At 47.9% G+C, this 19409-nt stretch carries 20 protein-coding genes; 12 read left to right on the top strand and 8 right to left on the bottom strand.

The features are described from left to right. Nucleotides 1–38: 38 nt before the first annotated feature. From hisF to hisC, 6 genes are all read right to left on the bottom strand, one after another. Nucleotides 39–806, bottom strand: a complete 768-nt coding sequence (gene hisF, locus ACTHS4_RS05605) for an imidazole glycerol phosphate synthase subunit HisF (RefSeq protein WP_003748652.1) — start codon at nucleotides 804–806, stop codon at nucleotides 39–41. A gap of 40 nt (nucleotides 807–846) precedes the next feature. Continuing rightward, complete coding sequence (locus ACTHS4_RS05600) at nucleotides 847–1164, bottom strand: hypothetical protein (protein WP_004519651.1); 318 nt, start codon at nucleotides 1162–1164, stop codon at nucleotides 847–849. A gap of 177 nt (nucleotides 1165–1341) precedes the next feature. Next, complete coding sequence (gene hisA / locus ACTHS4_RS05595; RefSeq protein ID WP_070826636.1) at nucleotides 1342–2079, bottom strand: 1-(5-phosphoribosyl)-5-[(5-phosphoribosylamino)methylideneamino]imidazole-4-carboxamide isomerase; 738 nt, start codon at nucleotides 2077–2079, stop codon at nucleotides 1342–1344. Between the two features lie 74 nt (nucleotides 2080–2153). Continuing rightward, nucleotides 2154–2798, bottom strand: a complete 645-nt coding sequence (hisH, locus tag ACTHS4_RS05590; protein WP_070826637.1) for an imidazole glycerol phosphate synthase subunit HisH — start codon at nucleotides 2796–2798, stop codon at nucleotides 2154–2156. A gap of 169 nt (nucleotides 2799–2967) precedes the next feature. Beyond that, a complete protein-coding gene (hisB, locus tag ACTHS4_RS05585) occupies nucleotides 2968–3921 on the bottom strand; it encodes an imidazoleglycerol-phosphate dehydratase HisB (protein ID WP_070826638.1) in 954 nt (317 codons plus the stop codon). A 19-nt stretch (nucleotides 3922–3940) separates the two neighbouring features. Beyond that, complete coding sequence (hisC, locus tag ACTHS4_RS05580; protein ID WP_440365586.1) at nucleotides 3941–5026, bottom strand: histidinol-phosphate transaminase; 1086 nt, start codon at nucleotides 5024–5026, stop codon at nucleotides 3941–3943. A gap of 217 nt (nucleotides 5027–5243) precedes the next feature. Here hisC and ACTHS4_RS05575 point away from each other — a divergent pair, with 217 nt between their 5' ends. From ACTHS4_RS05575 to rplS, 9 genes are all read left to right on the top strand, one after another. Continuing rightward, entirely contained in the window at nucleotides 5244–5600 is a 357-nt protein-coding gene (locus ACTHS4_RS05575) for a DUF2069 domain-containing protein (protein WP_039862096.1), read from the top strand. Further along, entirely contained in the window at nucleotides 5597–7429 is a 1833-nt protein-coding gene (locus tag ACTHS4_RS05570; protein WP_070826641.1) for a PglL family O-oligosaccharyltransferase, read from the top strand. Before ACTHS4_RS05575 ends, ACTHS4_RS05570 begins: the two co-directional genes overlap by 4 nt. Before the next feature lie 206 nt (nucleotides 7430–7635). Further along, on the top strand, nucleotides 7636–8313 hold the full coding sequence (gene misR / locus ACTHS4_RS05565) for a two-component system response regulator MisR (protein WP_003748666.1): 678 nt from the start codon (nucleotides 7636–7638) through the stop codon (nucleotides 8311–8313). A 15-nt stretch (nucleotides 8314–8328) separates the two neighbouring features. Further along, nucleotides 8329–9726 (top strand): HAMP domain-containing sensor histidine kinase, encoded by a 1398-nt coding sequence (locus tag ACTHS4_RS05560; protein WP_036493156.1) that lies wholly within the window; start codon nucleotides 8329–8331, stop codon nucleotides 9724–9726. A gap of 55 nt (nucleotides 9727–9781) precedes the next feature. After that, entirely contained in the window at nucleotides 9782–12172 is a 2391-nt protein-coding gene (locus ACTHS4_RS05555) for a bifunctional acetate--CoA ligase family protein/GNAT family N-acetyltransferase (protein ID WP_371460294.1), read from the top strand. Nucleotides 12173–12247: 75 nt separating this feature from the next. Then, nucleotides 12248–12496: a 30S ribosomal protein S16 gene (rpsP, locus tag ACTHS4_RS05550; protein WP_003684452.1), complete on the top strand. Its 249-nt coding sequence runs from the start codon at nucleotides 12248–12250 to the stop codon at nucleotides 12494–12496. Nucleotides 12497–12511: 15 nt separating this feature from the next. Continuing rightward, complete coding sequence (gene rimM, locus ACTHS4_RS05545) at nucleotides 12512–13021, top strand: ribosome maturation factor RimM (protein ID WP_070826643.1); 510 nt, start codon at nucleotides 12512–12514, stop codon at nucleotides 13019–13021. Next, a complete protein-coding gene (trmD, locus tag ACTHS4_RS05540) occupies nucleotides 13021–13770 on the top strand; it encodes a tRNA (guanosine(37)-N1)-methyltransferase TrmD (protein ID WP_003684316.1) in 750 nt (249 codons plus the stop codon). The genes rimM and trmD overlap by 1 nt, the downstream gene beginning before the upstream one ends. A 14-nt stretch (nucleotides 13771–13784) precedes the next feature. Next, a complete protein-coding gene (gene rplS, locus ACTHS4_RS05535) occupies nucleotides 13785–14150 on the top strand; it encodes a 50S ribosomal protein L19 (protein ID WP_003679470.1) in 366 nt (121 codons plus the stop codon). 212 nt (nucleotides 14151–14362) lie between these two features. On the opposite strand, the gene ACTHS4_RS05530 is transcribed toward rplS, so the two are convergent. Continuing rightward, nucleotides 14363–15772, bottom strand: a complete 1410-nt coding sequence (locus ACTHS4_RS05530) for a PepSY-associated TM helix domain-containing protein (protein WP_440365585.1) — start codon at nucleotides 15770–15772, stop codon at nucleotides 14363–14365. Nucleotides 15773–16116: 344 nt separating this feature from the next. Here ACTHS4_RS05530 and greA point away from each other — a divergent pair, with 344 nt between their 5' ends. Both greA and ACTHS4_RS05520 read left to right on the top strand, forming a co-directional pair. Further along, nucleotides 16117–16593: a transcription elongation factor GreA gene (gene greA / locus ACTHS4_RS05525; RefSeq protein WP_003684304.1), complete on the top strand. Its 477-nt coding sequence runs from the start codon at nucleotides 16117–16119 to the stop codon at nucleotides 16591–16593. Between the two features lie 96 nt (nucleotides 16594–16689). After that, the gene (locus ACTHS4_RS05520; protein ID WP_150537281.1) at nucleotides 16690–17118 is read left to right on the top strand and encodes a DUF4149 domain-containing protein; all 429 of its coding nucleotides are present in this window, start codon (nucleotides 16690–16692) and stop codon (nucleotides 17116–17118) included. A 134-nt stretch (nucleotides 17119–17252) separates the two neighbouring features. Here ACTHS4_RS05520 and ACTHS4_RS05515 read toward each other — a convergent pair whose 3' ends face one another. Then, a complete protein-coding gene (locus tag ACTHS4_RS05515; protein WP_314273343.1) occupies nucleotides 17253–18014 on the bottom strand; it encodes an OmpA family protein in 762 nt (253 codons plus the stop codon). 442 nt (nucleotides 18015–18456) lie between these two features. Here ACTHS4_RS05515 and ACTHS4_RS05510 point away from each other — a divergent pair, with 442 nt between their 5' ends. Next, on the top strand, nucleotides 18457–19407 hold the full coding sequence (locus ACTHS4_RS05510) for a CysB family HTH-type transcriptional regulator (RefSeq protein WP_440365584.1): 951 nt from the start codon (nucleotides 18457–18459) through the stop codon (nucleotides 19405–19407). Nucleotides 19408–19409: the final 2 nt, after the last annotated feature.

Genomic DNA, 19409 nt, shown 5'->3' with positions numbered 1-19409 from the left:
TCTTTCTCCCATATTTTCAGACGGCCTTTGGATAGCAATCACAAACGCACTTCAATTCCTGCTTCGCGCATGGCCAGTTTCGCTTCGCGGATACTCGCTTCGCCAAAGTGGAAAATACTGGCGGCCAATACCGCATCGGCCTTCCCTTCTTTAATACCGTCCACCAAGTGTTGGACCGAACCGACGCCGCCGGAAGCAATGACCGGAATATCGACCGCTTCGCTGACCGCGCGTGTCAAAGGCAAGTTGAAACCTTGCTTGGTACCGTCCCGGTCCATACTGGTCAGCAAAATCTCGCCCGCACCGCGCCGCTGCATTTCGACAGCCCATTCCACCGCATCCAAACCGGTCGGATTACGTCCGCCGTGGGTAAAGATTTCCCAACGGGTGTTTTCAGGGTTGACCGCTTTGGCATCTACAGCAACAACAATCGCTTGCGAACCAAAAAAACCGGCCGCTTCATTTACCAAATCAGGATTGGTTACGGCGGCCGTATTGATGCTGGCCTTATCGGCACCGGCATTAAGCAGACGACGGATATCGGCAACCGTGCGCACACCGCCGCCGACTGTTAATGGAATAAAAACTTGTGATGCAACTGCCTCAATAACGTGCAAAATAGTGTCGCGATTGTCGCTGGAAGCAGTGATGTCCAAAAAGGTCAACTCATCTGCGCCTTCATCGTTGTAGCGTTTGGCAACGTCAACCGGATTACCTGCATCGCGCAAACCCAAAAAGTTGACACCTTTTACCACGCGACCGTCTTTTACATCCAGACAAGGAATAATTCGTTTTGCCAATGCCATACTCAATACCTCTTATCCGTTCTCAGGCCGTCTGAAACCGTCAGGCCAAAAATTTGCTCAACCAATCCGGCAAATGTTGCAACAGCTGAAAATAACCAATCCCCGCTATCATTGCCAAAACGCAGGAGATGATGAAATTACTGTCGATGCGACCGACGATGGAAAAAATCAAACCGGCAAATGCCCAGATTATCCCGTTGAAAATCATCCAATAGGTATCGATAATCGGCAAATCAAACGCCGTCAGCTGCCGCAGTATCACTGCAATCAGTGTAAACCACAAACTTTCGCTTAGCGGATACACTTCGCGATCGGATGACCAAATAATCCAAAAACCCAAAACAAACGCTTCAAGCATACCAATCCCTTAATAAAATAAGATATTGAGTGAGTTGTTTTTTATAATTATTTCAGACAAATTTTAAGTCTAAGGACTTTGCAAAATGCCGCTTTTGAAGGCATTTTCAGCTATACGCCAACTCCTGTGCTGTTACCCCTTGCAAAGCCTTAATCTGCATAATTAAACGCACTTAGGTCAAGCCAAAGAATCGGCCAGTTTTTGCGCCTGTGCAAAATTAATACTTCCCTCATAAATTGCGCGGCCGGTAATCGCACCGCTCACACCCTCTTTTTCAACGGCACACAATGCGCGGATATCGTCCAAATTCGTCAAGCCGCCGGAAGCGATAATCGGGATATTCACTGATTGAGCCAATTTGACGGTAGCTTCGATATTCACCCCGCTCATCATGCCGTCGCGACCAATATCAGTATAAATAATACTGTTGACACCATCGTCTTCAAAACGCTTGGCCAAATCGACGACATGATGCTCCGTTACCGTTGCCCAACCGTCTATCGCCACCATCCCGTCTTTGGCATCCAAGCCGACGATAATCTGACCCGGAAATGCCTTACATGCTTCGCGCACAAATTCAGGATTTTTTACCGCGGCCGTACCGATAATCACATCAGTCAGACCCAAATCCAAATACTTTTCGATGGTGCCCAAATCACGGATACCGCCGCCAAGCTGTACCGGAATATCTTTGGCTACGGCGGCCAAAATTTCTTTAATCGCCGGAAAATTTTGAGGAACGCCTGCGAATGCGCCGTTCAAATCAACCAAATGCAAACGGCGTGCGCCTTGATTGCGCCAATGCAACGCCATCTCTGCCGGCGAATCGGAAAACACCGTCGCCTGCTCCATCAAACCTTGTTTTAAGCGAACACAGCGTCCTTCTTTCAAATCAATGGCAGGTATCAACAGCATTTTTTTCTCCTCTATTCAATTTCAGTATATTTTACACAAATTAGCGATTTTTAGCAGATTTATGTTAAAAAGCCTCAAATCTGCCAATTTAAAAAATTACGCAGCAGCAGCAATCCTGCCTGATGGCTTTTCTCCGTGTGGAACTGTGTGGCAAACACATTGTCCTTACCGACAATGCAGGCAAATTCATTCGGATATTCGCTGACGCCTAAAACAATCTCTTCATTTTTCGGTGCAAAATAATAGCTGTGAACAAAATAAAAATACTCGTTCTGCCCAATGTCTTGAAATAAAGGGTGCGGACGGGTTTGGCGCACTGTATTCCACCCCATATGCGGCACTTTCAGACGGCCTCCTTGTGCATCGGTTTGATTGGGCAAAAACCGTTTTACTTGCCCTTCAAACCAGCCCAAACCATCTGTATCGCCTTCTTCACTGTGTTCAAACAATAATTGCGCACCTACGCAAATTCCAAAAAACGGCTTGTTTTTCAGGCCGTCTGAAACTGCCTCGCCCAAACCGCTGGCCTTCAGCGCAGACATACAGTCCGGCATGGCACCCTGCCCCGGAAAGATAACCTTATCCGCCGCCATCACTTCTTCGGGCCGCGAAGTCAGATAAATTTCGGCATTTTGCTTGGACAAGGCCTGCGCCGCCTGAACAGATTTCAATACTGAATGCAGGTTTCCCATTCCATAATCGACAATCGCTACTTTCATTGCTACTCCTCAGGCCGTCTGAAAACATTTAATGATTAATATAATAATAAGAATGATTGTAGCAAAAGATGGTTTAAAACAAAATATTGGCAATATACAAGACAAATAATAAAAGGCCATCTGAAATTACTATCGGTTTCAGACGGCCTTTATTCACTCACACGATGCCTTATTCTTCAGATGCGGCTTCTGCTTCTTCTTGAACAGATTCTTCGCTCAGCGTGCCTTTGGTAGAAGGCGTCTGGCCAATCATGCGCGGATCGTATTCAACTGCCATGCGCAAGGCGCGGCCGAAGGCTTTGAAAACGGTCTCAGCTTGATGATGTGCATTACGGCCGCTCAAATTATCGATGTGCAAGGTCATCATGCTGTGGTTCACAAGACCGTGGAAAAATTCTTCAAACAAATCGACATCAAAACGGCCGATCAGAGCGCGGGTAAAGTCGATGTTGTACACCAAGCCAGGACGGCCGGAAAGATCGATGACTACACGGCTCAACGCCTCGTCCAGCGGAACATAGGCATGACCGTAACGGGTAATGCCGGCTTTATTGCCAAGCGCCTGTTTCAAGGCCTGACCCACCACGATACCGATGTCCTCAACTGTGTGATGGTCGTCAATGTGCAAATCGCCTTTGCAGGTAATATCCAAGTCAATCAAACCATGACGCGCTACTTGGGCAAGCATATGCTCAAGGAAAGGAACACCGGTATCTAGACGGTATTTACCGGTACCGTCAAGGTTGAGGCTGACGGTAATTTGGGTTTCGCAGGTATTACGGGTAATAGTAACAAAACGGCCTTCGGTTGAAACACCAGTTTCTGCTGCTTCGACAGTTTGTTTTTCCAAACGCGCCGCTTCAACTGCTGCTTTTTCTTGATCTTTGCTGTGATCACGGTTCAGCCAGCCTTTGCGTTTGCGCATACCGGATTCCAACTTCGCAGCCAGGCTCGGACGAATGCCGCGTGCAGACTCATCGCCTGCCTGTTGTTCCAAACGGCGTTTGAGCTGAGACAAAGAGGCGGAGTTTTCATAACCGCATGCACGTGCAAGCTTGGTCAATGAGCCGGCTTCTTCAACCAGTAACAGAAAATTGGTCAAATGCAGTTGAGCTTTGTTCATGATGGTAGTTTCCTTGAAATCAAAGATTGGGATAAAGATTTTTAATAACGGCCAAGACAGCATCATTTTGCGCTGCCGAGCCTATGGTTATGCGGACACACTGATCCAAAAGCGGATGGCTGCCATGCAGTTTTTTAATCAGTATGCGGTTTTGCTTCAATGTTTCAAACAGCCCGTTCGCATCAGGAACGCGAACGGTAATAAAGTTGGCTTCGCTCGGAAAAACTTCCAAACGGTTTAATTTCAACAATTCATTCATCACACGCGAACGCTCGTTTTTTAATGTATCAATGTTTTGCTGAATGATTTGATGATGTTTCAATGAGAATTTTGCCGCCGCCAAGCTTAATTGATTCATATTGTAAGGCGGAAGGATTTTGGCCAGCTCACCCATAATGCTTGGGCTTGCCGCCGCATATCCCATCCGCAAGCCGGCAAAGCCGATTTTACTGATGGTGCGCATTACAACCAGGTTTTCGACTTCGCCCGCCCACGGAAGGAAACTGTCATGATGAAACGCGCCATATGCCTCATCGACAACCACAATGCCAGTAGCCGCGCGAATGATTGCCTCTACTTCTTCTCGTTTAAAGCACACGCCGGTAGGATTATTGGGATAGGCAATAAAAATTAATGACGGCTGATGTTGCTCGATAGCGGACAAAACGGCAGGGAGATTTAAAGAGAAATCCGGATTTAAGGGAACGCCGACATATTCCATGCCATAAAGCGCGGCATTATGACGATACATAACGAAACTTGGCTCAATACCCAATACATGCGCATTTGGTTTGGCAACCAGCATAGTCAAAAACTGGATAAGCTCGTCGGAGCCGTTACCCAATGCAATTTCCGCTTTATCGGGAATACCGAAAACTTCCCTCAATTCTTCATAAATACCGCTCTTGGCAGTATGGTGATACAAATGAATCGGCGCCTGCTTTGCCAAGTCTGCCCATTCTGACAATAAAGATTCATACCCGGCGAAAGGATGATGCGGACACTCCATGGCGTCCAACTTAATAAAACCTTCCGGCAAATCGGCAACCTGATAGGCTGTCATTACTTTAATATCATCACGGATAACATCAGCAACGCGATTCATGGTTTCCTATCCTCCTGAGATAAAGCATTTATAATAGTAGCACAATTTTTATTAGATATATATATTAATTAAGACTATAAAACAAGATAAAGTTTCATTCGTTTGAAGAAAAACAATAAATTCTTTCTTGAATATCCTTAAGCAATATTCTTGGCTTCCCCCGCATTTTTAGCGGTATAATTTCAAGTTTTCTAGTACGGCTTACGCCCTTTATATCGTGAACAATACACGCTCCCCGTTACCTTATCTTGCAACTTCCATAAGCCTTATCCTTTTGATTTTGCTTTCCTTATCATGGGAATTATGGATCGCGCCATTGCGCGAAGGCGGCTCATGGCTGGCATTGAAAGCTCTGCCTTTGTGCCTGCCGTTGACCGGCATTTTGAAAAAACGCATCTACACTTACCAATACAGCTCCATGCTGATTCTGATTTACTTTGCCGAAGCCTGTATGCGCCTGGCAGACACGGCTCTCGCCAGCCGGATTTGCGCCGCCGTTTCCGTATTATTGTGCATTGCTTTTTTCCTCGGCTGCCTTGCATTTATCAAACAACAAAAACATACATCAAAATGACCTACCACACACTTTCAGACGGCCTGACTCAATCTTCAGTAAAAACCTTTTGGCCTTTATGGCTCAGTTTTCTTTGGATTTGCGCCGTCCCTTTTCTTTCACTCTACCGAGTCGGCCCATTGCCCAGCTTTTATCTGGAAGCCATTTCACTGAGCGGTTCATTGGTACTGACATTGATTAGCGCACACAAAGGCCTGCTGAATATCCGCCTTCCCGCACTCAGTATCGGTTTGTTTGCCATGGCTGCATTTTGGTCGCTCCAAGCGCGCTTCATGCATTCCACCTACCCCGGTATGAGCGACATCACTGCCTGGACCTTTGTCATTTTGGCGCTGGGTGCATGGTCAGTTCGCGGCTGGGTAGCAGCTTACGGACAAGAACGCATCGTCAGCATCTTTGCTTGGTCTTTATTGATAGGGGCAACCATACAGGCCGTCATCGTCTGGCTGCAATTTAAAGGCTGGTCCAACGTAGAGTGGTTGAACGGCATCATTGCCCGAAGCAACGGCACCGTAAACGGCCAACTCGGCCAGCGCAACCACTTGGGACATTATTTAATGTGGGGCATTTTGGCGGCGTCCTATTTATGGACAGCACGCAAAATGTCTAATGCAGCAGGTTTTCTGTTCGTATTGGCTTTGACCGCAACCCTCGGCCTTGTCAACTCACGCACCATCTTAGGCTACATCGCCGCCCTATTCCTGATTACGCCGTTATGGTTTTGGCGTACCCGTTTCCAACACAAACGCGCACTGTGCATTTTCCTTCTGACCGCCATCCTGGCCGCCGCTTTCCAATTCGGTATGGGCAGCCTGCTGGATTTGTTTGGCAACATTAAATACGAAACCGCTGTCGAACGCGCAGGCACCAGCGGTTTTGAAGGTTCCATGCGCCAAATCGAATGGAGCAAAGCATGGATTGCCTTTCAATCCGCACCTTGGTTCGGCCACGGCTGGAACAGCTTTGCCCAGCAAACCTTCCTGATTAATGCACAACAACAATACTTCCCCAACAACATCCTCGGCGTACTGTTTACCCATTCACACAACATCGTCATGCAATTATTGTCCGAAATGGGCATTGCCGGCACCTTGCTTGCAGCCTTAACCCTGCTTGTAGCCGTATGGCGACTGTTGGGCCGCAATCAAACACCGGCCTCGCTGTTTTTACTGACTGCCGCCGCCGTCAGCCTTTGCCACAGTATGCTCGAATATCCGCTTTGGTATATCTACTTCCTCACCGTATTCAGCCTGATTCTGTCGTTGACACCCTCTTATCTGAAAGATGTTTCAGACGGCCCTTTATCTACCCGAATCAGACAATGGTCAGGCGGTATAGCCGCTTTATCGATTTTAATCGGTATGGCAAACCTCAGCTGGGAATATCAAAATTTGACCCAATATAGCCGTGTAGGGAAAACCGACGATCCGCAAACAGTTCAAAACAAAATCGACGGCTTGCAGCAGCTCTCCAAAGAAAGCCCCATGCTCGCCTATTACGCCGATTTGAGCTTGAGCAAACGTGCCGACCCGACCGATGCCTATATCCGCCCGTGGGCAGAAGAAGCCGCACTCAAAGCCCTAACATACCGCCCCTACTCCAACGCCTATCAAGTCGGCCTTTACCTCTACCGGCAAGGCAAAAAAGAAGAAGGTGCGCAATGGATGCAGGCAATGCAATATTATTATCCTTATATGATGTATTTCTACGCCGACAAAATACGCAGCCACCCGGCATTCGCCCCCTTACTGCCCAAACTTTTGTCCGATTGCAAAGATTTCATCAATGCACCGAAACACCAAACCGCCCAATCATGCGACAAACCCTGAACAAAACACACCCAATTGTCAGTTTGTCCTTACAGGCCGTCTGAAAATGTAAAGAGCAGCGAGTTTCTATGCAAAAAAGCGCAAAAGCACAGAAAATTACGCTATCAACAAAAGCAGATTGCATGTTAAGATTGAACACAACTCTATTTTAAGCGCCGTACTGCCATTTAGTACCGCGGCGCATACAATCACGAAAAGGAAATTCCATGAGTCGCGTATTACTCGTAGATGACGATGCCCTCTTGACCGAATTGCTGACCGAATACCTGACTGCCGAAGGCCTCAACGTTCATAGCGTTCCCGACGGCGAAGCCGGCGTTCAAGAAATTCTGACCGGACAATACGATGTCGTCGTATTAGACTCCATGATGCCTAAAATGAACGGTTTGGACGTACTGAAAAACGTACGCACCCAAAGCACCGTGCCTATCATCATGCTGACCGCGAAAGGCGACGACATCGACCGCATCATCGGTCTGGAAATGGGTGCGGACGATTATGTTCCGAAACCATGCACACCGCGCGAACTCTTGGCCCGCATCAACGCCATCCTACGCCGCGCGCAACACAGCAACGAACAAAACAACGCGCCTAACAGCATTTCTGTCAGCGATGTTGTTTTATACCCGGCCAAACGCCAAGCCAGCATCAAAGATACTCCGCTCGAGTTGACCAGCACCGAATTCAACCTGCTCGAAGTTTTGATGCGCCACGCCGGACAAGTCGTCAGCAAAGAGACCCTGTCTATCGAGGCACTCGACCGCAAACTGGCTAAATTTGACCGCAGCATCGACGTACACATCTCCAGCATCCGCCACAAATTGGGCGATGCTTCCCTGATTCAAACTGTACGCGGCTTAGGCTACCTGTTTGTTAAAAACTAAAGATTAAACAGATCAATGAAACTGTTTCAACGCATCTTCGCCACATTTTGCGCAGTCATCGTCTGCGCAATCTTTGTGGCGAGTTTTTCATTTTGGCTGGTACAAAACACCCTCGCCGAAAACCAATTCAACCAACGCCGCACCATCGAAACCACATTGATGAGCAGCATCATCTCCGCGTTCAACTCGCGCGGAGACAGCGGTGCACGCGAAATTCTTTCGGAATGGAAAAACAATCCGGTTTCCAATGCCGTTTATGTGATTACCGGCGACGATAAAAAAGATATTTTAGGCCGCAATATTGACAGCCTGTCCATCGAACGCGCCCGCATCTTCGCCATCAACAATCCCGAATCCGATTTAGCCCACATCGAATACGACCGCTTCGGCGAAGAATACCTCTTCTTCATTAAAGGCTGGGACAACCATCAAGCCCAGCGCCTGCCCAGCCCGCTTTTCATTCCCGGCCTGCCGCTCTCACCGATTTGGCACGAATTTATCATTCTGTCTTTCATCATCATCGTCGGCCTCTTGATGGCATATATCCTTGCCAACAATATTACCAAGCCCATTAAAATTCTTGGCGGCGGCATGGACAGGGTAGCCAACGGCGAACTCGAAACCCGCATTTCCCAGCAGGTTGACGACCGTGACGACGAATTGTCCCACCTTGCCGTACAGTTCGACAAAATGGCCGAAAAATTGGAAAAACTTGTGGCCAAAGAGCGTCATTTGCTCCACCACGTTTCTCATGAAATGCGTTCGCCGCTGGCACGTATGCAGGCGATTGTCGGCCTGATTCAATCTCAGCCGCAAAAACAAGAGCAATACCTCAAGCGGCTTGAAGGCGAATTGGTGCGCATGGATACTTTGGTAGGTGAATTATTGACCCTCTCCCGCCTGGAGACCTCCAACATTCCTTTGGAAAAAGAAAACCTCAAACTCGTTCCGTTCCTGACCAACTTGATTGAGGACAACCAAAGCATTGCCCACCAAAACAATCAAAGCGTTACCTTGAGCATTGACCCTAAAATCCCTGAAAATGCCGTGATCAGTGCTAACGAAGGCTATTTGTACCGCGCCTTTGACAACGTTATCCGCAACGCCATCAACTACAGTCCGGAAGGCAGTACCATTCAGGCCCATATCGGACAAGACGGCAAACACTGGATTATCGATGTTACCGACAATGGCCCGGGTGTCGATGAAATGCAGCTTCCGCATATTTTTACCGCCTTTTATCGTGCCGACTCCAGCGCACACAAGCCAGGCACCGGCTTGGGACTTGCCTTGACGCAACACATCATGGAGCAGCACTGCGGCAAAATCATTGCTGAAAATATCAAACCCAACGGCCTGAGGATGCGTTTCATCCTTCCCAAAAAGAAAGCCGGAGACAAAAAAGAAGCCTAAAAATAAGGCTGTCTGAAACTCTTCAGACGGCCCAAAACACAAATAAGGAACCATCATGAATGCAACCGTCCAAACCGGCTACTTCTTCATGCCCGAACACATCATCCTTGTCGGCGCCAGCGAACGTCCGCACAGCCTTGGTGAACGCATTTTCAGCCACCTGCTCGGTTCCTCATATCAAGGCAAAATCACGCCCGTCAATCTCCGCCACAGCAGCGTCGCCGGCCTCCCTTCCTACTCCAGCCTCAGCAAAATTCCAGGCCGGGCCGACCTAGTTGTCGCTGTCATCCCGCACGACCATTACGACACACTGTTCAAAGCCTGCCGCAAAAAAGGCCTGCGCCACATTATCCTGATCCAAGATTGGGAAAACCTGCCGCCCGAATCCTGCAAAAATGCCCGTTCCATCATTCAAAAATATCACGGCGACGAATTAAACATCAGCGTGTGTAACAGCGCAGGCATCCAACTTCCCTCACTCAATCTCAATATCGGCACCCAAGCCGACTATCCGGCCGGCCATATCGCATTACTCACCGGCCACAGCACTGTCAGCCGCAACATCAACCATCTGTTGAACACAATGCATCAAGGCGTATCGCGCCACATCAGCCTCAACTACAACCTAAGCCCCACTACATCCGCCGACTGGCTCAACCGCTTCGGCCACAACCGTCATACCAAAGTTGCCGTCATCCACTACAATCCGGCCGAAAACCAACGCGAGCTGTTCAGCGCCATCCGACACTTTACACGCCACACCCCGCTTATCCTGTTGTCCACACATTACACCGACGACACAGACAAAGCCGTCCTACACAGCCTCAGCCGCCATTGCAACTTCCTGCCGGTATTCAATATCAACGAACTCGAAGCAGCCTTAAAAGCCCATCTTTCCGGCATTCCCGTCATTACCCATCCCACTATTTTGTCCGATACGCCGATAGAATGGCTGCGCAGCACCGCCGATGCCTGCCAATTGACCCTCAACCTTCCAACCGACGCACCATCCATCCAACAAGGCTGCATCGGCAGCGACCCCACGCCCGCACGCATCCACCGCCTGGCACTCGAACAATTGCAAAATCCGCACACCCAAGCCCTGCTCGGCATTATTTCGCCGGACACGCCGGCCGCGTACGGCATTCATCAAACACTGAATAACTTAGCACAAAAAACCAGCAAGCCCATTCTCATCAGCCATCGTTTTTCAGACGGCCTGACCCGGTTCAACACCCCGGAAGAAGCCTTGCTGACACTTTATTTCCGCAATCAAACCGCCTGTTTGCAACAAGCGCAAAACACCCCCGCCCCAGCCAAAACAGGCCGTCTGAAAACGCCTAAAAACAAAAGTATCGATAAAGCCATTGCATCCGGTCAAACCGACCTGATGACAGAGGCCCTTTACTTGCCTCCGTGCCAAACCCAAAAGCACAATGCCGTTCAATTCCGGTTCAGCCGTCATGCCATTTACGGCAACATCCTTACCGCCCATTACAACGGCCAAACCCAAGCCGCATTACCGCCCTTTACCACGCTCGATATCCAGCGTTTAAGCCAATTTGCAGAACTTGACAATACTTCCGTTCTCAATCAATTCCTGCATTCCCTAAACACGCTTATCCACAACAATCAGCATATCGGCGACATCATCCTCAACTACAACGGCGGCCAATACAGCAGCACCATCATTCCCGAAATTGTGGAAAAACCAGCCGCACCGACAACCAAAATCCCCAAAAAAGCCGTCCAAACCTTAGAACAGGCCGCAGCAAAAATGCAAAGCGCCGCCGCCTACCTCCAACAAAAAAATCCGGTAGCGGCCGAGTTCCTACGCAACACCGGTGAAGCCGCTTCCGAACTGCTGCACCCTAAAACCGAAACGCCCGAGATACAAAACGTACTCGCACCCTATCCGAGCCAAACAGATACCTTTACCCTGCCAGACGGCAACACACTACACATCCGCGCACTAGAGCCTGAAGATGCCGAAGCCAAACAACAATTTGTCCGCCAATTACCCGCGGCCGACCGCTATACGCGCTTCATGACCCATACCAACGAGTTACCGCTGCCCACGCTCGCACGGCTGACACGCCCTGATTTCCATACCGAATGCGCGTGGGCAGCCTTCGCTTCAGACGGCCATATCGTCGCAGTCAGCCGTTACAGCCGCATCAATCGTAATGAGTGCGAGTTCGGCATTACTTTAGCACCTGAAGCACGCAAAACCGGCTTGGCAGGCAAAATGATGAGCCTCATTATCCAAACTGCCACACAGCAAGGTTACCAAACCATGAATGCGGAAATCCTCAAAGAAAACACACCAATGCTCAAACTCGCTGAAAAATCAGGATTTACCGTTACCCCGTCGGAAACCGACCGCGGCCTGTATCAAGCCAGCCTCGATTTGAACGAATGGCAAAACAGCAACAAAAACAAATAAAAACTTGCATAACCCGTGTGAAATATCCTAAAATTAGCGGTTTCTATATATCCGCATTTTTCAAAAGGACTCAAAATGGTAGTTATCCGTTTGGCTCGCGGCGGCTCAAAACACCGCCCTTTCTTCAACGTAGTCGTAACTGACTCTCGCAACCGTCGTGACGGCCGCTTCATCGAGCGCGTAGGTTTCTACAACCCCGTTGCCAACGAAAAACAAGAACGCGTACGTTTTGACGCAGACCGCATCAACCACTGGGTTGCTCAAGGCGCGAAAGTTAGCGACGCAGTTGCCAAACTGATTAAAGAGCAAAAAATCGCTGCTTAATCAGCCGAAACGACCATGACAGACACTCAAAAACGGGTAGCCATGGGCTACATCAAAGGCGTATTCGGCATTAAAGGCTGGCTTAAAATTGCTGCCAATACCGAATATACCGACAGCCTGCTGGACTACCCCGAGTGGCAGTTGTGCAAGGATGGCAAAACCCTGAATGTTGTGCTTGAGGCAGGTAAAATTGTCAATGGCGAACTTCAGGTCAAATTTGAAGGTATAGACGATCGCGATCAAGCATTTGCCTTGCGCGGCTATACCATCGAAATTCCCAGAGAGTCATTCGCCCCTACTGAAGAAGACGAATACTACTGGGCAGATTTAGTCGGCATGACCGTCATCAACAAAGAAAACATCATCCTCGGCAAAGTCAGCAACCTGATGGAAACCGGTGCAAACGATGTTTTGATGATTAAAGGCGAACACGGACAAATCCTGATTCCCTTCGTCTCCAACTATATCGAATCTGTCGATACCGACAGCAAAACCATTATTGCCGACTGGGGTTTGGACTACTGATGCTGATTCAAGCCATCACCATTTTCCCAGAGATGTTCGACAGTATTGTCGAATACGGCGTTACAGGCAGAGCAAGAAAACAAAATCTTTGGCAGTTTCAAGCCATCAATCCCCGAAAATTTGCCGACAACAAACTTGGCTATATCGATGATCGCCCCTTCGGAGGTGGTCCGGGAATGATTATGATGGCGCCGCCGCTTCAAGCGGCAATTGAAGAAGCCAAAGCAAACTCGCAAAAACCTGCCAAAGTAATTTATCTCAGTCCGCAAGGTCAGCCGCTGACACATAAAAAAGCTGCAGAACTTGCCGAACTGCCCCATCTTATTCTTCTATGCGGACGCTATGAAGGCATAGATGAAAGACTACTGCAAAGCAGTGTGGACGAAGAAATCAGCATTGGCGACTTTGTCGTCTCAGGTGGCGAATTACCCGCCATGATGTTGATGGATGCTGTCTTAAGATTGGTTCCGGGCGTATTGGGCGATATACAGTCAGCCGAACAAGACTCGTTTTCAGACGGCCTTTTAGACTGTCCTCATTACACCAAACCCGTAGAATTCCAAGGCATGATGGTTCCTGATGTCTTACGCTCAGGAAATCATGGCTTGATTGCCGAGTGGCGATTGAAACAATCGCTGCGACGCACTTTAGAGCGCCGACCCGATTTATTGGAAAAGCGCAGTTTAATCCCAAAGGAATCCCGCCTCTTAAAAGAAATCTTGCAAGAGCAACAGGAAATCCAATCATAACTTAGGAAAAACAAATGAACTTGATTCAACAATTAGAGCAAGAAGAAATCGCTCGCTTGAACAAAGAAATCCCTGAATTCGCTCCAGGCGACACCGTTGTCGTATCTGTACGCGTAGTTGAGGGTTCTCGCAGCCGTCTGCAAGCATACGAAGGTGTTGTTATCGCTCGCCGCAACCGTGGCCTGAACAGCAACTTCATCGTTCGCAAAATCTCTAGCGGCGAAGGTGTAGAACGTACTTTCCAACTGTACTCTCCTACCGTAGAAAAAATCGAAGTTAAACGCCGTGGTGACGTACGTCGCGCCAAACTGTACTACTTGCGCGGCCTGACCGGTAAAGCAGCTCGCATTAAAGAAAAATTGCCTGCTCGCAAAGGTTAATAGCCTTCATCAAAAACCCACTTCAATGAAGTGGGTTTTTTGTTTTTATACAAGATCTCCTCGTCTTTCTTACACCAATCCTGCAAGCCAACCACAATCTCCATTTTACATATAAACTTAAACAGAATCGTAACTTACCTACCTCTTTTAACCTTTATAAAAAAGGCCGTCTGAAACAAAAGATTCAGACGGCCTTTAATAACATCGGACGGTTATTTAAACCATCTTGCCAATGCTGGGATACGTGATAACAACAATGTATCCAAAATCCAAATAACAGCGATTGCGGCAATGGCTGTTGGGAAAATCACGGCCAAAATCAGAAGTGGCGCAGCCATTGCCCACCATACCGGCAATTTGATTTTCTGTGCAGGAGGAACCAAACCACGTGCTTCCGAAGGACGGCGTTTCCACCACATTACACAGCCGCTGACACAGATAAAGATAATCGCCAGACAGAACAAGACATTTGCCAATACGCTCCACCAGCCCAGTGTACCCATATGCAAAGCAATGCTTGCCGCCATGAATTTACCAAACCAGTTGTAATCATCGAAATGAATATCAGCCAGGATTTTGCCACTGTATTGATCAATGTGTACCGTACGATCCGCAGTCGGACTAATCATATCGTAGCTCATTGAGTCTTGCGACAGCGTCCATACGCCGGTTTCACCTTTAGGCAGGTTCAACTGATAGCGGCCTTTAAAGCCAATTTCGCGCGCAAAGCGGTCAACCGTCTCCAACGTCATCGGCTCACTCGGATTAATGCCATTTTCGCCCATTGTCGTACCGGAAACCGGCATAGGCGTCAGCTCCAAAATCCACGGAACTTCTTTAGATTTACCGTCATTCAGCACATCACCATGGGTTGGTACGGAAGATACCGGATTAGGCTCCACGCCCCATTTACCCGCAGGAAATTGGCTCCACGCCTGAACCACTTTACCGCCCCAAATACCTGCCCAAGCAATACCTGACAGACAGAACAGCAATAAAATCAAAGAAACCCAAGAGCCAAATGCACCGTGCAGGTTGCGCCACCAAGAACGGCCTTTTCCTGCCTTAGGCAAAAGGATGGCCTTCAGACTACGCTGTTTTACCCACCACAAATAAATACCGGTCACAATCATGATGATGGTTAGCGACGCAGCGGTTTCCAACAGGTAGTCACCTGTCGCCCCTAGCATAATATCGCCGTGAATTTCATCCATCGTGTGATACCAGCCTTGCCCGCGCGGCATCGTATTCACAACTTTTGCTGTATAGGGATCAACAGCAACCATAGTGGCTTTATCGTCATTGTTTACGCGGAATACGGCAACCATATCATCTGCGCGCGGCGCAATATATTGCACCACAGAGGCAGTTTCCGGATTCACAAACTGTCTGGCAGCTTCAGCCTGAGCCGACAAAGGCTGCACTTGCGCCTGCGGCGCAACATGTATGCGTTCGCCTTCTTTACCGGTGATATTGGCAAATAGCAGCATTCCCAACCCTGTAACAGCCAGCAGGGTTAAAAACGGCGCAACCAAAAGTCCGGCATAAAAATGCCATCGCCAAACAGTCAAATAACGGCGGTTAGCCTGTTGTTCATTTTTGGAAGTTGGTTTTGTTTCCATATATTCTCTTTATATAATTATATAAGACTAATCCTTAAGGATTATTAACAAACATTTTAATCAAAAACATTCATTTAAGAAACCGTTTTTCCAATGCAGCTTTGAAATACTTCAATATTTAGTTTTCAGGCCGTCTGAAAAAACAAAATAGACAGAAAACAACACTTTACTGAAAATCCGTTTTAATCATTGCGGTTTCGGCAGAATTTGGTAGAATACGGGCATTACTTATTTATTCATCAAGCCGCCAAGCTTTGGCGGCTTGTATTTTTATTTCCAATCCGGCTACCGTGCGTGGCCGGATAAAATTTTAAAAGCATCATCATGCTTTCATGGAGAACTCTATGCAAAAAATCCCTTTGACCGTCCGTGGTGCAGAATTGTTGAAACAAGAACTTCAACACCTCAAAAGCGTAGCACGCCCAGAAGTCATCGAAGCCATCGCCGAAGCACGTTCGCACGGCGACTTGTCTGAAAACGCAGAATACGAAGCCGCCAAAGAGCGTCAAGGCTTTATCGAAGGCCGCATCGCCGAGTTGGAACACAAACTCTCTATGGCGCACATCATCAACCCTGCCGAAATCCATGCCGAAGGCAAAATCGTATTCGGCACAACTGTGACACTGGAAGATTTGGAAACCGAAGAACAAGTTACCTACCAAATCGTCGGTGAAGATGAAGCAGACATCAAAGAACGCAAAATCTACGTTGGCTCCCCAATTGCCCGCGCCCTGATCGGCAAAGAAGAAGGCGACGTTGCAGAAGTTCAAGCACCTGGCGGTGTGCGTGAATATGACATTATTGCCGTACAATATATCTAAATAAACAAAAGGCCGTCTGAAAACATTTTCAGACGGCCTTTTGTTGTATCTAAAAACACCATAATAGAAAAGTGAAATCTTCCCAGGAGAAGCATAATGAATCTACTGTACAAAATTATCCAAACCGCTGCCGCCATGTGGCTTGGTATGCAGCTGACCGCAGGCTATGTTACTGCCCCTATCCTGTTCCGCCTCCTGCCCAAAATGCAGGCGGGAGAAATTGCCGGCATCTTGTTTGCCATTACAGCAATATGTGGCTTAGTTATTTTTGGCGCAGCCTATGCCTTTTTCAGAAAACAGCTGGCCTCACTTTCTTGGTGGATCTTAGTGCTTTGGCTACTCTTAGCCTGCAACCATCTTTTGGTTACGCCGGTTATCGAGGCACACAAGTACGGACTGGATAACTGGCTGCTGTCCCTAGTAGGCGGAACATTCGGCGTTTGGCACGGCTTATCCAGTATTATCTTTTTGATTTGTACGATACTGGCAGCCATCTGCGTATGGAAATGGCCCAAACCAAACTAATCTGTCTTAATAAAAGGCCGTCTGAAAAAAGTCTTTCAGACGGCCTTTTATTTTGAATCATAAATTCCCTGACTCTTCAAATATAAACCATAAAAAAAAGCCCTGCATATTGCAGGGCATTTTTCACAAACCGATTAAGGTTTAGCGTAACCGTGAACGCCATTGTAAGGAGCCGGGATCCAACCTTCATCAGTAGCAGGCAATTCACCTTGACCTTCGATAGTTTGGCCTGGAGCAACTTGACGAGTAACAACGCTGCGGATTTTAACATCAACGCGACGGTCAGGTTCGATACAAGCGATAAGGGCAGCACGTTTCTTAGCTTTAGAAACTTTTTTACCCAGTTTAGCAACTTCAGCTTCACAAGTAGCAGTCATTTGAGCTTGAGACTCGCCCAGACCTACTGCAGAGATTTTGCTAGAAGCAACGCCACGGCCTACCAAGTAGTTAGCAACTACGTTGGCACGACGCTCAGACAGAGCTTGGTTGTATTCTTCAGAACCCATGAAGTCGGTGTGACCTTCAACACGTACAGTTTGTACGCTGTCGTTGCTCAGGCGTTGAGCCAAAGAGTTCAGGTTTTCTTGAGCTTCAGGACGCAGGTTGTCTTTGTCGAAGCCGAACAGAGTTTTAGTAGACAGAGAAACAGTTTCATCAACATACTCAGGAGCTTGTTGTACAGGAGCAACTGCTTCGCGGTCACCACATTCAACACGGCCTTCGGTAGCTTTGTCGAAGTAGCTGTTTTTCCAGCATTCGCCGTAGTTGTTACGGACGATTTCTTGAGATTGGCTGCTTACGGTGTAACCGTGTTTGGTGTGCGCTTCGCTGGCCATAGCGGTGCCAGAGGCAACCAAGGCAACGAACAATGCGCTTAATTTCAGCTGTTTGGTCATTTTATTCCCTCATCAAATTGTTATGCGGCGGACTAGGAAAGCAACCGCTGCAAAGTACCAATATACAGGCCGCAGTATCAAAACAGCGGCAAATCGGATATATCAGGTTGCACTATAAAGAAGCGCAAGGCAAACTGTCAATACTCGATGCCTTCAAACAATCATGAAGTGCCTGCTTCCTAGTAGTTAATCATGCCGAAAAATCAATCTTGTGTCATTAATTTAGGGCAAAATCAGACAATTCACCTACCTAAAGTTGTACAAAAACAACAAAACCCCTTTCCCTCTTCTTTCCTGAATTTCCTGTTTTCATATCATTAAAAGATATTTTCATTAAAAACAACCATTTTCAAAACTCGGGGCAAAACTGGGCAAAATATGTTAAATTACATGCCGTTTGTCGCACAAAATCCACAATAACAACGTATTCGGTACTGCTACCATGAAACTGCAACAATTACGTTACGCCCTTGAAGTTTACCGGCACAATCTGAATGTCTCTGAAGCCGCCGATGCGCTTTTCACATCCCAGCCCGGCATTTCCAAACAAATCCGCCTGCTTGAAGAAGAATTGGGTATCCAAATTTTTATCCGCAGCGGCAAGCGTGTGGTTTCCGTTTCGCAACCGGGCAAAGCCGTGTTAGAAATTTCGGAACGAATTTTGCGCGATGTACAAAACATTAAAAATATCGGCAGCGAGTTTACCGATCATGACAGCGGTTCGCTGACCATCGCGACAACGCATACCCAGGCGCGTTATGCCTTGCCCAAAATCGTTGCGGAATTTGTCAAAAACTACCCTAAGGTCAATTTGAGCATCAAACAAGGCAGCCCTTCTGCGATTGCGCAAATGGTCAGCAGCGGCGAAGCAGATTTAGCAATTATTACCGAACAGATTGATGATCATCCTGAGTTAGGCAAGCTGCCCTGCTACGAATGGAACCATGCCGTGATTGTTCCGCATGACCACCCTCTTTTGGACTGCCGCAATCCTTTAAGCCTTGAAGATTTGGCTTCTTTTCCGCTGGTTACTTACGAATTTGCTTTTAATTCCGGCAGCAGCATTGCGCGTACATTTAATAAAGCGCATATTGAGCAACCTGATGTTGCCTTATCGGCTGCCGATACAGATGTATTGAAGACGTATGTCCGCTTAGGCTTGGGCGTTGGTTTGATGGCCAAAATGGCGTACGATCCCGTTGTCGATCAAGATTTACAGCTTATTGATGCGGCACACTTATTTGAACCGTCGCCCACTTGGATAGCCTTACGCTCGGATACTTACCTGCGCGGTTACGCGTATGACTTTATCCAGATGTTTGCACCGAAACTGACCAGAGAAGTAGTCGACCGCATTCTGTACACGCCGGTTGTTGAAGATTTTTCAATTTAATA

It is taken from the genome of Neisseria sp. P0014.S009 (assembly GCF_051958155.1).
GTDB lineage: Bacteria > Pseudomonadota > Gammaproteobacteria > Burkholderiales > Neisseriaceae > Neisseria > Neisseria flavescens_C.
The sequence above is the reverse complement of the archived record's forward strand: the minus strand, read 5'-3'. Positions and strand labels throughout refer to the sequence as shown.

Bases quoted from the DNA above. Each gene is read 5' to 3' on its own strand.
- ACTHS4_RS05530 (WP_440365585.1), bottom strand. From the start codon at position 15,772: ATGGAAACAAAACCAACTTCCAAAAATGAACAACAGGCTAACCGCCGT.
- ACTHS4_RS05560 (WP_036493156.1), top strand. From the start codon at position 8,329: ATGAAACTGTTTCAACGCATCTTCGCCACATTTTGCGCAGTCATCGTC.
- rimM (WP_070826643.1), top strand. From the start codon at position 12,512: ATGACAGACACTCAAAAACGGGTAGCCATGGGCTACATCAAAGGCGTA.
- ACTHS4_RS05515 (WP_314273343.1), bottom strand. From the start codon at position 18,014: ATGACCAAACAGCTGAAATTAAGCGCATTGTTCGTTGCCTTGGTTGCC.
- ACTHS4_RS05520 (WP_150537281.1), top strand. From the start codon at position 16,690: ATGAATCTACTGTACAAAATTATCCAAACCGCTGCCGCCATGTGGCTT.
- rpsP (WP_003684452.1), top strand. From the start codon at position 12,248: ATGGTAGTTATCCGTTTGGCTCGCGGCGGCTCAAAACACCGCCCTTTC.
- hisA (WP_070826636.1), bottom strand. From the start codon at position 2,079: ATGCTGTTGATACCTGCCATTGATTTGAAAGAAGGACGCTGTGTTCGC.
- hisF (WP_003748652.1), bottom strand. From the start codon at position 806: ATGGCATTGGCAAAACGAATTATTCCTTGTCTGGATGTAAAAGACGGT.
- hisB (WP_070826638.1), bottom strand. From the start codon at position 3,921: ATGAACAAAGCTCAACTGCATTTGACCAATTTTCTGTTACTGGTTGAA.
- misR (WP_003748666.1), top strand. From the start codon at position 7,636: ATGAGTCGCGTATTACTCGTAGATGACGATGCCCTCTTGACCGAATTG.
- trmD (WP_003684316.1), top strand. From the start codon at position 13,021: ATGCTGATTCAAGCCATCACCATTTTCCCAGAGATGTTCGACAGTATT.
- greA (WP_003684304.1), top strand. From the start codon at position 16,117: ATGCAAAAAATCCCTTTGACCGTCCGTGGTGCAGAATTGTTGAAACAA.
- ACTHS4_RS05510 (WP_440365584.1), top strand. From the start codon at position 18,457: ATGAAACTGCAACAATTACGTTACGCCCTTGAAGTTTACCGGCACAAT.
- hisC (WP_440365586.1), bottom strand. From the start codon at position 5,026: ATGAATCGCGTTGCTGATGTTATCCGTGATGATATTAAAGTAATGACA.
- rplS (WP_003679470.1), top strand. From the start codon at position 13,785: ATGAACTTGATTCAACAATTAGAGCAAGAAGAAATCGCTCGCTTGAAC.
- ACTHS4_RS05570 (WP_070826641.1), top strand. From the start codon at position 5,597: ATGACCTACCACACACTTTCAGACGGCCTGACTCAATCTTCAGTAAAA.
- ACTHS4_RS05600 (WP_004519651.1), bottom strand. From the start codon at position 1,164: ATGCTTGAAGCGTTTGTTTTGGGTTTTTGGATTATTTGGTCATCCGAT.
- ACTHS4_RS05555 (WP_371460294.1), top strand. From the start codon at position 9,782: ATGAATGCAACCGTCCAAACCGGCTACTTCTTCATGCCCGAACACATC.
- hisH (WP_070826637.1), bottom strand. From the start codon at position 2,798: ATGAAAGTAGCGATTGTCGATTATGGAATGGGAAACCTGCATTCAGTA.